Genomic DNA, 13419 nt, shown 5'->3' with positions numbered 1-13419 from the left:
TTCGACGCGCACCCGCATAGCGGGTGTTTTTTTTATCTCGTACCTAACGGAGCGAGACGGACTACTAGTCACATAACACCAAAAATCTCTTAGATTCATTTCTAAGAGATTTTTTCTTTATTCCCTCACAACCATCCTTCTTCTTCGGCGGTTTTGGCTGCTTCGGTTCGGTTGCTAGCGTTTAGTTTGGAGAGTATATTGGTCATGTAATTACGGACGGTGCCGTTTGAGAGGTAGAGCTTATCCGCAATTTCTTGGTTGGACAGCCCCTGTGCTACTCCATGCAAAACAGCGACTTCCTGCTCGGTCAAGGGATTGGGATGGGTCATCATGACTTCCATCAGCTCTGGAGAATATTCCTTGCGTCCCTCTAACACCGTATGCAAGGTTTGCATGAGGTCTGCAATGTTTCTTTCTTTCAATACATAAGCATCTACTCCAGCCTTGACCGCTCGTTCAAAATAGCCTGGGCGTTTAAAGGTCGTAACGATAACCACCTTTGTTTCAGGCACTTCTTGTTTGATCCACTCAAGTGCTTCTAGTCCTGTCTTGACTGGCATTTCGACGTCAAGGATGGCAATATCTACTGCTTCTTTCTCCAAAACCTCGATAGCTTCAGCTCCATTTTTCGCCTGCAAGACGGTCTCCACATCTGGTTGAAAGCTTAAGAGCTGGCACATGGCATCTCTAAGCATACTTTGGTCTTCTGCGATTAATACTTTCATCTACTTTCTCTCCTTATAAGGCAGATGCACGCGCACCTCTGTGGGATCTTTCAAACTGACCAGCTCTACTTGACCTGAGAAGGCTGCTGCACGGTCACGGACTGTATGAAGTTCATTCCCTTTTACATTTGCAAATCCTTTCCCGTCATCTCTAACTATCAGGACCAATTCCTGATCTGTACGTTCCAGTTTTAGATAGGCTTTTTCAGCGCTGGCATGCTTGATGATATTGGTCGCAAGTTCTAACAAAATCATAGCAGCTGTCGACTCCACATCTTGGGTCAAACTAGCCTTGTCCAACTGATTGTCAACCTGAACTTCAATCCCAGCAATCTCTAGCATCTTTTTGACAGTCTCAAGCTCTGAAGCTAGGGTCCGTGATTTCAGATTTTCCACAATGGTTCGCACTTCATTCATGGAATCCTTGCTGATCTGGTGAATTTCTTTTAATTCCTTTTCCACCTGTGGATAAGCCTCCATCTGAAACAACTGCAAGGCTAAATCTGTCTTGACACTCAGCATCGCAAAGGTATGTCCCAGACTATCATGCAAATCCTGACCGATACGACTACGTTCATTTTCAGCAAGCAATAGATTTATCTGGGCATTTTGCTTGGCCTGAGCTTCTTTCAAATCCTCGACAATGCGAATTCGAACCAAGCCCAATGTCATCAAATCCACAAAAGTAAGAATTCCAAGCTCAAAGGCTACAGCCTCAGTTTCGACAGACTGAAACATCATGAGTTGTCCAACAACAAGAACTTGAGCAAGGAGAAAAGTCCAGACATGAAGTGAACGTAGGCTACGCACTCTAAAATGATAAATTAAGAGATTGGCAAGGAAAAAGAAGAACCAGATATAATTTACACCAACAAAGGCAGTATAGCCAGCTACATAGGCTAGCATGATAACCCAACAGAGCCAGGATAAACGCTGACTCTTGGTGGTTAAAACACCTAAGTAAGCCAAGACAAATAGAATATCAATCAACAAATGCCAGCTAGGAAGCTCCCCAGTCACTACAGGCAGGATGGGGAAAATCATAAAAATTAAACTAGCCCAAAACATATAATGTATGCTTTTCAGTCTTTCAAGCATTAAGCATTCTCCTTATGACCTTGAAGGTAAATGGTCAAACCAAACAAAACTGCTGAAAAAACAAGTAGATAAACTGTGGCTGATAGATTGATGCCACCCTCGTTTAAGAAGGTCTTGAGCAACTCCATCAACTGATAAGTTGGTAGGCACTTCCCGATTGCTTGCATCCAGTCTGGAAATAAAGAGACAGGCATCCAGAGTCCGCCTAAAACAGCCAAACCAAAGTAAAGAAGATTGCCCACAACAGACATCAGCTGACTGGACGGCAAGAGAGTCAGGGTTAAGCCAAGTGCTACAAAGGCAACACTTCCTACTATCAGCAAGAACGCAGCTCCAATCCAGTTTCCAAGAGACATATCCACACCTCTTACAAAATGCCCAACTGAGAAAACAACCAGAATTGAGACCAAATAATCAACCATCATACTTGTTATCTTTGATAGATAATATTCTACCATATTTACAGGGCTATGACGTAATATTTTCTGCCAGTTGTTGATCTTGTCGGTATGTAAAACAACTGGGAATGAAAAGATAGCTGTCGACATCATGGAAAAAGCCGTCATGGAGATGAGGTAGTCGCGCATAAAATTAGCCGGTCCACCTGGTGTGTCCTGGTACATACCTGAAAAGAATAAATAGAAGGCTGTCGGCATCCCTACGGATAATAGATAATAGACTAATTGTCGTTTGGTCAATAGAAATTCTATCTTGTTTAGTGCGATCCATCGTTTCATCTTAGTCATCTCCCTTTTGTGTTTTTTCAAAGATTGTATCTAGCAAACTACGGTTATTAACTTCGATTTCTTGTATGCTACATCCTGCTTGAACTAACAGTTCCCAAAAAGCATTTGCCTCTCGTGTGACTACTTGCAGAGCATCTTGTTTTTGTACCCAGTTTTCAACCAAGTTAGACTGCTCAACAATTTCCTTGTATGCCAGAGGAAGGATAAAATGCTTTTCAATCTCCTCACTACGCATAGCTAGAGGCGTCGTATCACGAATCAACTCTCCCTTATTCAAGACCAAAATCCGGTCAGCTGTATGCTCTACCTCTTCGATGTAATGGGACGAATAGAGAATGGTAACTCCCTTAGCTTTTAGCTCCTGAACAATTTCCCAAAAGCGTTGACGGGTTGAAGTATCCATGGCCGCAGTTGGTTCATCTAAAAAGACAAGCTTTGGTCGCCCAATCAAGGTCAAGACAAAAGAGAAGAGACGCTTTTGCCCACCTGACAATTTTTCTGCGAATTGCTCTTTTTGTTGCTGGTCAAACTGCAATAGTTGATCGATTTCCTGGTTGCTCAAGGGATTTGGATAAATGCTTTGAAAGAAAGCAATCAACTCTTTGACCTTTAATTTCTGAACGATGACATTTTCTTGAGGGAGGTAGCCTCTAATGTAGTCTAACTTAGAGCTCGTCACTGGCAAGTCTTGGATGGATACTTGACCGCTTGTGACCAGTTTATCTCCAAGCAAACAGTCCAAGAGTGTTGTCTTTCCAGCACCATTTGGCCCAATCAAGGCGACGCATTCACCTTCAGCTACCTCAAAGGAAATATCCTTCAATATAGCCTTGCCCTTGATGTTTTTATTTAGGCTTTCTACCTTAATCATGTTCATGAGACTCTCCTTTCAGCCACTCCTTTCCCATCGGAAAGGCGATAAAAATCATAAATCCTAATCCCCAGGCACCGCGAATGGCTTGGTGAAGGATAGCTTGATCAAACCAACCTGTAAACATTTCTACCAACCATACCACTAGTGATAGTCCAATAAAAAGATAGAGAATCGCTTTTTTCATTTTTCAAACTCCTTTTTCACATCTGAGACTAATTTCAAACCTTCTCGGATCAACCAAGACATGATTCCAAAACTTGCAAACAACTCCCAAGGAAAATGATAGAAGCCTTCATCCAATCCTGAAAACATGAGATAAGTCATGACTCCTGCTGCTACTAAACTCATTGCAATAATTACTTTATGTTTCATTTTTTTCTTCCTCCATTTGATACATCTAGTATAATTCTTTGAAGGTAGAATCACTAGAAGCTTCTGTCATGAGGAGATATGACAAATGTCATTAAAAATGATGGAACAGAAATTACTAGATTGGATTGATTTTCTAGCACCAATCAGCTACTGGGTCCAAAACTCATTGCAAACCAAAAAGATCGGGAATCTTTTCCCGACCTCTTTCGTTTTCTATTTCATTCTTATTCCACACTGAAAAGATATGGATACACTGGTTGTTGACCTTGGTGGATTTCTACTTCAACATCTTCGAATTCTTCTGCGATTTCTTGGGCGATTTGGTTAGCCAATTCTTCACTTCCATCTTCACCGATATAGAAGGTTACGATTTCACTGTCTTCATCCAACATATGTTTCAAGGTTTCAGTCAAGGTTTGGTGCATATCAGGGTTTGATACGAGGATCTTACCATCTACCATACCCAGATTGTCATTTTCATGGATTTCCAAACCATCGATAGTCGTGTCACGAACGGCTGTTGTTACACTACCGCTGACCACATCACCAAGAGCTGCAGTCATACGTTCTTTGTTTTCTTCGATAGACTTGCTTGGATCGAAGGCAAGAAGACTAGTCAATCCTTGAGGAAGGGTACGAGCTTCTACCACAACAGCTGGTTGTTCCAATACTTCTGCAGCAGATTGTGCTGCCATGAAGATATTTTTGTTGTTTGGTAAGAAGATAATGTTGCGAGCATTCACTTGCTCTACAGCCTTGATAAAGTCTTCTGTCGAAGGGTTCATGGTTTGTCCACCTTCGATGACATAGTCCACACCTTGAGCACGGAAGATGTCTGCCAAGCCTTGTCCAGCTACTACTGCGATAAGGGCGTATTCTTTTTCTTCAGCTGGCTTGCTGACTTGAGCTTCTTTTTCCACTTGTGCTTCGTGTTGGTTACGCATGTTATCGACTTTAACCTTAACCAAGCTACCATATTTGAGACCTTCTTGCATGACAAGACCTGGATCTTCTGTATGGACGTGAACTTTAACGATTTCATCGTCATTGACAACAAGCAATGAGTCCCCAAGGTCATTCAAGTAGCTACGGAATTCATCGTAGTTAAACTCTTTAGCATAAGTTGGGCCTTGCTTAAGAGCAACCATGATCTCCGTACAGTAACCAAAGGTGATGTCTTCTGTTGCCATATGTCCAGCTACAGACTTGTGGTGTTCAGCATTGATCATTTCACTCATGTTGGCTGGAGTAGCGACAAAGTCCTCAGAAGCGCTATATTCACCAGTAAGAGCTGAAAGGAAGCCTTCGTAGATGAAGACCAAACCTTGACCACCTGAGTCCACAACACCAACTTCCTTCAAGACTGGAAGCATGTCTGGAGTCTTAGCAAGAGCTGTTTTAGCTCCTTCCAAGGCAGCACGCATAACCTCAATGGCATCGTCTGTCTGCTCGGCTTTTTTCTTAGCACCGATGGCAGCGCCACGTGATACAGTCAGGATTGTTCCTTCAACTGGCTTCATAACAGCCTTGTAGGCTACTTCAACACCAGATTGGAAGGCAAGAGCTAGGTCTTTTCCTGTTAACTCTTCTTTTGTCTTGATGGCTTGTGAGAATCCGCGGAAAAGCTGAGAAGTGATAACTCCTGAGTTCCCACGCGCACCCATCAACAGACCTTTAGCCAAGATACTTGCAGCCTCACCAACAGTTGAAGCTGGTTTGTCTGCTACTTCTTTAGCACCATTTTCGATAGTCATTCCCATGTTTGTTCCTGTATCTCCATCTGGAACTGGGAAGACGTTTAATGAGTTGACATATTCGGCTTGCTTGTTCAAACGAGTAGATGCAGCCTGTACCATTTCTTGAAATAAGCTTGTAGTAATATTTGACACGATTATTCTCCTACAACTTTGATATTTTGAATGTAGACATTCACAGTTTGAGCAGTAATGCCAAGTTGGTTTTCCAAACTAAAACGTACACGCTCTTGGATATTTTTTGAGACTTCACTGATTTTTGTTCCGTAGCTCAACACGGTATATACATCAACTGCAATGCTACCATCTTCGGCCGCTTTTACAACGACACCTTTAGAATAATTTTCCTTTCCAAGGAGGGCTTGGAAATTATCTTTGAGGGCTTTCTTACTTGCCATACCGACCACACCAAAAATCTCAGTTGCTGCACCGCCTACAACGGTAGCAATCACTTCATCTGTTAGTTCGATTTGACCATCTTTTGTATTAATTTTTACAGTCATTTTTTCTACCTCAACTAGTTGATACTCTATTTTATCATATTTCAAGCCAAGTGTAAAAGCAGAATACTGTATCGGCGGATATTTGCTCCTTTGACGAGTGATTTTGTACTTAGAGCAAAAGAAAAAGACCTGATGGCCTTTTACTATTTATTAAACGCGTTCTACTTTACCTGATTTCAAAGCACGAGCTGAAGCCCAAACTTTTTTAGGTTTACCATCGATAAGTACAGTAACTTTTTGAAGGTTTGGTTTTACGGCACGTTTTGTTTGGTTCATCGCGTGTGAACGGTTGTTTCCTGATACAGTCTTACGACCTGTAAAGTAACATACTTTAGCCATTTGTGTTTTCCTCCTATTAGATCTAATATAGCGGATGTGCTAGCACCACATACTGTACTATGTTATCACACTTTCTCTTTTTTGGCAAGGGGATTGAAAGATTTTTTTTATTTAACGTAAACAACTCCTAGTTTCCCAAAAGCTACATCTCCACGGATAATCAAAGTTTTGCTGGTTGGGGCTAGAGGGGCATCTGCCTTGGCTGCTCCACAAAAAGTCTCTACCTTTAGATCTACTCTCCAGTGTTGAGGCACGTAGATAACTGCATTCCCAAATCCGACTTCGATATTCAGAGTAGCAAAATCACCTAACATCTCTGCATTGTCATAATAGATTTTGGCATTCCCAAATCCGACCTCAAACTCATCTTCTACAAATTCTTGGTCTTGCTTGTAAAATGTACCCGCCCCAAAAGCGACTTCCTTGTCTGTCAGAATGGTCTTTTCACCGTCATACCACCATTTTTTTCCATTCCAAGTTCTGTTAGAATGAGTGAGTGCGCTGACACCCATTACGATTAAAATACTTGCCCAAAACAATGATTGATTGGGAATCGGTAAAATGTCATAAAAATGATTAGCAATCATGAGGGCCACTAGGGCTGTAAAAGAGGCTGATGTCAGATGACGACGAAGCAAAGCTTCAATTGATTGATAGGCAAAAAATCCAATACCAATCAAGGGCCAAATCTGCCCTCCCAGAGAAGGGATTCCAAAATTCCCCTGCAATAACACTAAAGCTGCCAATACTAGCAACACAATACCAAATGCTTTCTTTTTCATGTTCTTACCTCATGTTTCTTAGATTTTCTTTTAGGAGGGATTGGTAGTGCCGTGACACGTGAACCTCCTTGTGGGTCTGATAAAAGGAAATAGTTCCTGTCCCTGAAAAGGATTTGTCAACCGAGTAAACTTGCCGAATATTAGCAATAGTCGACTTGGATACCCGACTGAAATAGCGTGGCAGGATAGACTCCAACTCATAAAGCTTGAGCCGAACCTCGTAGGCCTCTTTCTGGGTATGGGCGTAAATCTTGCTCCCTTCCGTCTCAAAAAAGAGGATTTCTGCCAAGTCTAAGTAGTACTCACCCGTCCCCTTATAAAAGATCAACCTAGGAGCTTTGGTTTCTTGCAAGAGTCGTTGCAAGTCAGCTATTTCATCTGTCAGGGCTGCAGCTTTGATGACAATCTCTGTCTCAGTTAATTCACTATCAATCTCGATTCGTAACTTCATCCTATCTCCTTTCTGCATCTACTATACCAAAGGCCAGAGGACTTTACAAGGGCAAAAAAGCAAGTGGTCACTTTTGACCCGTAAGTGGTTACGAGACCAAGCCCACTTGCTTTGCTTTTTAGAAAATAAAGAAAAGAATTCCCCAAAGGAGGCCACAAGCGTAGCCAACTAAAACATCCTTGGGATAATGAACGCCACCTAAAACCCGCACAAGACCGAGAAGAGCTGATAAGACCAACAAAACCAACCCCACAGGCAGATTTGCATGCAGGCAAGCCATGGAAATGATGGTTGCTGAAAAGACATGGCGACTAGGCATTGAATTCCCAGAGCTGTCCTTGTCTAGTAGCGGAATAATTTCCCAAGTCTCATAAGGACGTGGTTGATTGATCCACTTACGAACTAGCGTCAATAGGACAAAGCCAGAAGCTGGCACTAAGATATATGCATAAAGGTCGCTCCCAACCCCTTTACTTACAAAGTTTGTGCCCAACAAGGTCAAGTAAGCTAAGGGCATCAGAACTGTCATCATGCGATTAAAAACTCGCATCAATTGCAATAGTTGTGGATGTCGAAGAAGACTTGATTTCCTCTTCTCGTACCATTCTTGATAGTTTTTCATCTGTTTTCTCGTTGTTTCTAGATTTTACACAAGAAGCCTGACAGAACGAGTCCGCTAGCATCTCCTACTCTAGTATAGTGCAGAAAAAGAAGGCCGTCAAGCCTTCTTTTGAATTACTATTCTTCTACTTGGTCTTCTATAAATTGACTATTGTAGAGGTCGGCATAGAAACCACCCTGAGCCATAAGCTCTTCATGATTTCCTTGCTCGATGATGTTTCCTTCTTTCATGACCAGAATCAAGTCAGCATTGCGGATCGTTGACAAGCGATGGGCAATAACAAAGGATGTGCGTCCCTCCATCAAACGATCCATAGCCTTTTGAATCAACTCCTCTGTACGAGTATCGACTGAGGATGTTGCTTCGTCCAGAATCAAGAGCGGAGCATCTTTGAGCAGAGCACGAGCAATGGTCAAGAGTTGTTTCTGCCCGACTGACAAGGTCACTGTATCATCTAAGACTGTATCGTAACCATCAGGTAAGGTTGTGATGAAGTGGTGGATTCCGACTGCTTTGGCAGCTTCAATCACTTCTTCATCACTGATACCTGTTTGATTGTAGATGAGATTGTCACGAATGGTTCCTTCAAAGAGCCAGGTATCCTGCAAGACCATTGAAAAGGCATCGTGTACTTCTGAGCGCTTCATAGCCTTAGTATCCACACCATCAATGCGAATACTTCCCTTATCAATCTCATAGAACTTCATCAAGAGGTTAACAATGGTCGTCTTCCCAGCTCCAGTTGGTCCAACAATAGCAACCTTTTGACCTGCATGAGCTGTCGCAGAAAAGTCATGAATGATCGTTCGCTCCGGTGTGTAGCCAAATGAAACTCTGTCGAAGATTACTTCACCCTTCATGTTGGTCAATTGTCTTTCCTTATGAGATTCATCTTCCATTTCCTCTTCACCTAGAAATTCGAAGACACGAGTCATGGCTGCACTAGCTTGTTGTAAGCTGGTAATTCCTTGGGCAATCTGTGATAAGGGTTGCGAGAAGGTTCGAACATAAACCATGAAGGCTACAATAATCCCGATACTGATATACCCTTCAAGAGCCAAGGCAGCACCGACGATAATGACTAGAACATAACTAAAGTTGCCTACAAAAACCATGGCAGGCATCATAATTCCAGAGATAAACTGAGATTTCCAGATGCTATCATGTAGATTCTGATTCAAGCCTGCAAATGTGTCTTTTGTTGGTTCCACAGCATTATAGCTGGTCACCACATTGTGGCCAGAGTACATTTCTTCCACATAGCCATTTACAGCTGCTAGGTTGTTTTGTTGAGCTTTAAAGTAGCCCTGCGACTTGGCCATAATTACGGAAACCGCCGCAAATCCAACAAGGGTTGAAACAACGGTTACCAGTGCCAAAATCCAGTTCATACCAAACATGGTAATCAAAACAGCAATCAGTAAAAAGCTGGCTGAAAGAACTGTCCCAAGGCTTTGGTTAAGAGACTGAGCTGCTGTATCAACGTCATTAGTCACACGAGAAAGGGTGTCCCCTTGAGAATGACGGTCAAAATAAGCAAGTGGCAAGCGATTGATTTTCTCAGCAATAGCTGTCCGCAAACGTTTTGAGAAATGTTGGATACTAGTTGAAAAAATGTAGGCTTGCGTATAGTTCAGGATAATCCCAAGCACATAGAGGATAACCAAAAAGCTAGCAATACTTGAGACAGCCTCTAGGTCAATCTCTGCCATTAACCCATCTGAAATCAAATTGGTAATTTCTTTGATCTTAGTTGGTCCATAAACCGTGATAATACTTGAACATATAGCCGCCACAACTGCGATTAGTAGGGGAAGTTGGAGACCTGCTAGAAAAGGTCTACACTGTTTCCATAAGGACATTTTCTTATTTTCCATGTTCCAATTCCTCCTTCGATAGTTGTGAATAAGCAATTTCTTGGTAAACTTCATTGTTTGCAAGAAGTTCCTTGTGGGTGCCTTGTCCCACGACTTTACCTTGATCCAAGACTAAGATCAGATCTGCATCCATAATGGTTGAAATGCGTTGGGCAACGATTAACTTGGTCATGGATTGTGTTTTTTCAGCTAATACTTGACGCAAGATACGATCGGTCTTGTAGTCCAAGGCTGAGAATGAATCATCAAAAATGAGAATCTCTGGTTTACGAGCCAGGGCGCGTGCAATGGCCAGACGTTGTCTCTGTCCACCTGAGAAATTGGTCCCGCCTTGAGCTACTTCTGAAGCTATGCCCGCTTCCTTATCTTCTATAAAGTTTTTAGATTGAGCCAATTCCAGAGCTTGCCACATGGCCGTCTCACTTAGTGGCGTTTCTTGACTCTTACCAAAGTTGAGATTGCCCTTGACATCTCCAGAAAAGAGCACAGCTTTTTGAGGGATATAGCCAACTTTATTACGCAAATCTTCTAAGTCATAATTCTGAACATTGACGCCGTCTACTAGAATTTCTCCCTCTGACACATCATAAAAACGGGGTAAGAGGTTAACTAGAGTAGATTTACCAGAACCAGTTGATCCGATAAAGGCAATGGTTTGCCCTGCTTCTGCCTTGAAGCTGACATGTTCCACAACTGCTTCTGAGTTTTTAGAGTAACGAAAGGTTACATCGCGGTATTCCACTTGACCTTTTACAGAAGAGTTTGCTGTCTGTGGGTGACTAGGATTTTCAATAGTGGAATGAAGGTCCAAGACTTGATTGATACGACCTGCAGAAACCAAGGTACGAGGCAAGACGATAAAGAGAGCACCCATGAGTAAGAAGCCCATTACCACTTGCATAGCATAGGACATGAAGACCACCATATCGCTAAAGAGGGGTAGACGCTCTGTCAAGCTAGCGTCGTTGATAAGATAAGCACCAATCCAGTAAATGGCAAGGACCAAGCCGCTAGAAATTGCCATCATAATAGGATTCATAATGGCCATTAAGCGACTTACAAAGAGATTGAGTCGTGTGACTTCATCATTGGCTTCTTCGAATTTCTTATCTTGATATTCCTCAGCATTGTATGCACGAACAACCCGAATCCCTGTCAAGCTTTCACGAGTAATACTGTTCAGTTTATCTGTCAATTTTTGAATGACAGATTGTTTGGGAAAGGCCAAAGTCATCAAGACAGTTGTCATCAGAACATTGACAATGACTGCCACCACTACTGCCCAAATCCAGTATTCTGACTTGCCAAGGATTTTCCCAATAGCCCAAAGCGCCATGATTGGTCCGCGAGTGACTACCTGAAGTCCCATGGTAAAGAGCATCTGAATCTGCGTGATATCATTAGTTGTCCGAGTCAATAGACTGGGAATTGAAAAACGTTTAATTTCTGTCTGGGAGTAATCCAAAACACGATTAAAAATATCGCTTCGTAGATGAGCCGTATAGGATGCTGCAACTCGAGCGGCAAAAAATCCAACTGTTACAGATGATAGGAAGGCTAAGAATGACAAACCCATCATCTTAGTTGCTGGCGACCAAAGGTCTCCCAACTCCGTACCTGGCGTTCCGAGTAATTCTGTTATTTTTGAAACGTAAGTCGGTACTTCTAACTCTAGATAGACCGAGCAACAGGTAAAGAGAACAGTTATTAGAATCATGCCCCACTCTTTTCCTGTGATACGCTTAGCGAGTTTCTTCATTCTTACCTCCTATTTTTTCTACATTTGCTTGTAGTTTTCCAAGGACTTCTTCAAAGATAAGGAGATTCTCTTCGGAAATGCCATCAAGTAAACTACGGTCAATTAGATTAAAGAAAGACTTAACTTGCTTCATTTGAGAGCGTGATTTTTCGGTCAAATGAACAAATTTCGCCCGTTTATCACTTGGACTCGCCTCCAACTCTACCAAACCATTTTGCACCATACGCTTGACCAAATTACTAGCAACTGACTTGGTAATATTGAGTTCTTGTTCAATATCCTTGATGAGTGTTAATTCTTGTTCATGCTCACGACGTTCTAAAAAACGAATGACCTGCCCTTGCGGTCCCCCCATAAATTCAATACCACAACGCTTGGCTTCCTTTTGTACCATCAGATGTAACTGGTGACCAAAACGTTTAAAGACCAACATCGGTTTATCCATGCTATCTCCCTTCTAAGTAAAAATAGTTCTCTTGAGAACAATTAAGTTTCCATGAGAACTATTTTATCATTTTCAGAAAAGATGTCAAGAAAAAGTTTCTATGAGAACTATCTCGGTATAAATTGACATCAGCTCTTATTTTATCTATAATAAACACTATCTCACACGAACACAAATCCAGTTTACTAGAAATGAGTAATTCACAAATGAAGCAAAAAGAACACAAAATCTTAGGAATCCTTGCCATCATCTTTGGAACCCTGGCCCTTCTTGGTTCTTGGATACCAATTATCAATGGTCTATCCTTTCTCTTTGGATTTGTTGCCTTGATCTTAGGAGTCATCGGCATTGGCCTCAATCTCCAAAATCAAAAAACATTAGCTATGATTGGTTCAAGCTTTGGCCTCATTTCCATTATCATTGTACTGATAAGCCAATTGCTATTCACTCCTATCTTCGCTGATTTTATAAGAGGCTATCGTAGCTCTTCTAATTATCTCATGGAAGAACCAACCAATGAAGATTGGCCAAATAGTACCATTGATGAATATGAAGAGGAAGAAGAGATCTTTACCTGAACTCAAGAACAGTTTGATGCCTTAATAGAGGGCGACGCTTCCAACCAAGGGCAAGGCGGTAGTAATTACAAAGACATTATCAGTGAACATGGGATTCCAGATTCTGAAGCAGATTCAAGTGACAGTGATTATGAAACCAAAAGAATCTCCTATCTATCCCTTGGTTCACCTAGTAAGGCAGTTGTTTTAAACTTTGTAAAGCAGAAAAATGGTCAGTTTCTTCTGATCCGTAAATTCGCCATCGGACTAGATCGCAAAGAACAATCTGATTCTGGAGTGAAAATTTAACATAACTAAAAAGGTGCTGGGAATAGCAATCGGTAGACTAAGTCTCGATTTCTAAATCCCAGCACCACGATATTTCCACAATCCATTGGATTATAGACGATTGTAGATAAAAAATGAAGTTTTTGTAAAAAGAGATTTTTGTCTCTTTCCTGCCCTTTTGTCATCACAAGATAAACAAACCCCTTGAAAATACTGAATTTTCAAAG

Annotated in this window: 15 protein-coding genes and 1 pseudogene; 1 reads left to right on the top strand and 15 read right to left on the bottom strand. The window is 41.8% G+C overall.

The window, feature by feature from the left end; genetic code table 11:
• Positions 1–125 precede the first annotated feature (125 nt).
• The 15 genes from HMPREF2837_RS01990 to HMPREF2837_RS01920 form a co-directional block, all read right to left on the bottom strand.
• Positions 126–725, bottom strand: coding sequence for a response regulator transcription factor (locus HMPREF2837_RS01990; RefSeq protein WP_049549191.1), 600 nt, complete (start codon positions 723–725; stop codon positions 126–128).
• Positions 726–1823 carry a sensor histidine kinase gene (locus HMPREF2837_RS01985; protein WP_049549190.1) on the bottom strand — a complete coding sequence of 366 codons (1098 nt, stop codon included), beginning with the start codon at positions 1821–1823 and terminating at the stop codon, positions 726–728.
• Entirely contained in the window at positions 1823–2560 is a 738-nt protein-coding gene (locus HMPREF2837_RS01980) for an ABC transporter permease (protein ID WP_049549189.1), read from the bottom strand. Before HMPREF2837_RS01980 ends, HMPREF2837_RS01985 begins: the two co-directional genes overlap by 1 nt.
• Before the next feature lies 1 nt (position 2561).
• Positions 2562–3446 carry an ABC transporter ATP-binding protein gene (locus HMPREF2837_RS01975; RefSeq protein WP_049549188.1) on the bottom strand — a complete coding sequence of 295 codons (885 nt, stop codon included), beginning with the start codon at positions 3444–3446 and terminating at the stop codon, positions 2562–2564.
• Complete coding sequence (locus tag HMPREF2837_RS01970; RefSeq protein ID WP_049549187.1) at positions 3433–3627, bottom strand: hypothetical protein; 195 nt, start codon at positions 3625–3627, stop codon at positions 3433–3435. Before HMPREF2837_RS01970 ends, HMPREF2837_RS01975 begins: the two co-directional genes overlap by 14 nt.
• On the bottom strand, positions 3624–3815 hold the full coding sequence (locus HMPREF2837_RS01965) for a hypothetical protein (RefSeq protein WP_006149242.1): 192 nt from the start codon (positions 3813–3815) through the stop codon (positions 3624–3626). The genes HMPREF2837_RS01970 and HMPREF2837_RS01965 overlap by 4 nt, the downstream gene beginning before the upstream one ends.
• Before the next feature lie 224 nt (positions 3816–4039).
• Positions 4040–5704, bottom strand: a complete 1665-nt coding sequence (locus tag HMPREF2837_RS01960; protein WP_049549186.1) for a DAK2 domain-containing protein — start codon at positions 5702–5704, stop codon at positions 4040–4042.
• 2 nt (positions 5705–5706) lie between these two features.
• Positions 5707–6072, bottom strand: a complete 366-nt coding sequence (locus HMPREF2837_RS01955; protein ID WP_000216431.1) for an Asp23/Gls24 family envelope stress response protein — start codon at positions 6070–6072, stop codon at positions 5707–5709.
• 150 nt (positions 6073–6222) lie between these two features.
• Positions 6223–6411, bottom strand: coding sequence for a 50S ribosomal protein L28 (rpmB, locus tag HMPREF2837_RS01950; protein WP_001140948.1), 189 nt, complete (start codon positions 6409–6411; stop codon positions 6223–6225).
• 107 nt (positions 6412–6518) lie between these two features.
• Entirely contained in the window at positions 6519–7193 is a 675-nt protein-coding gene (locus HMPREF2837_RS01945; protein ID WP_049549185.1) for a LiaF transmembrane domain-containing protein, read from the bottom strand.
• Between the two features lie 4 nt (positions 7194–7197).
• A complete protein-coding gene (locus HMPREF2837_RS01940) occupies positions 7198–7644 on the bottom strand; it encodes a LytTR family DNA-binding domain-containing protein (RefSeq protein ID WP_004250544.1) in 447 nt (148 codons plus the stop codon).
• Positions 7645–7762: 118 nt separating this feature from the next.
• Positions 7763–8266 carry a phosphatase PAP2 family protein gene (locus HMPREF2837_RS01935; protein WP_049549184.1) on the bottom strand — a complete coding sequence of 168 codons (504 nt, stop codon included), beginning with the start codon at positions 8264–8266 and terminating at the stop codon, positions 7763–7765.
• 116 nt (positions 8267–8382) lie between these two features.
• Positions 8383–10143, bottom strand: coding sequence for an ABC transporter ATP-binding protein (locus HMPREF2837_RS01930; protein ID WP_049549183.1), 1761 nt, complete (start codon positions 10141–10143; stop codon positions 8383–8385).
• Positions 10133–11902: an ABC transporter ATP-binding protein gene (locus tag HMPREF2837_RS01925; RefSeq protein ID WP_049549182.1), complete on the bottom strand. Its 1770-nt coding sequence runs from the start codon at positions 11900–11902 to the stop codon at positions 10133–10135. The genes HMPREF2837_RS01930 and HMPREF2837_RS01925 overlap by 11 nt, the downstream gene beginning before the upstream one ends.
• Complete coding sequence (locus tag HMPREF2837_RS01920) at positions 11886–12347, bottom strand: MarR family winged helix-turn-helix transcriptional regulator (protein WP_075230572.1); 462 nt, start codon at positions 12345–12347, stop codon at positions 11886–11888. The genes HMPREF2837_RS01925 and HMPREF2837_RS01920 overlap by 17 nt, the downstream gene beginning before the upstream one ends.
• Before the next feature lie 206 nt (positions 12348–12553).
• Here HMPREF2837_RS01920 and HMPREF2837_RS11930 point away from each other — a divergent pair.
• Positions 12554–13213: pseudogene (locus tag HMPREF2837_RS11930) on the top strand (hypothetical protein).
• The last annotated feature ends 206 nt before the right edge of the window (positions 13214–13419 follow it).

The organism is Streptococcus sp. HMSC071D03 (assembly GCF_001812125.1).
Taxonomy (GTDB): Bacteria; Bacillota; Bacilli; order Lactobacillales; family Streptococcaceae; genus Streptococcus; species Streptococcus pseudopneumoniae_N.
This window is presented reverse-complemented; position numbering and strand designations above follow the sequence as displayed.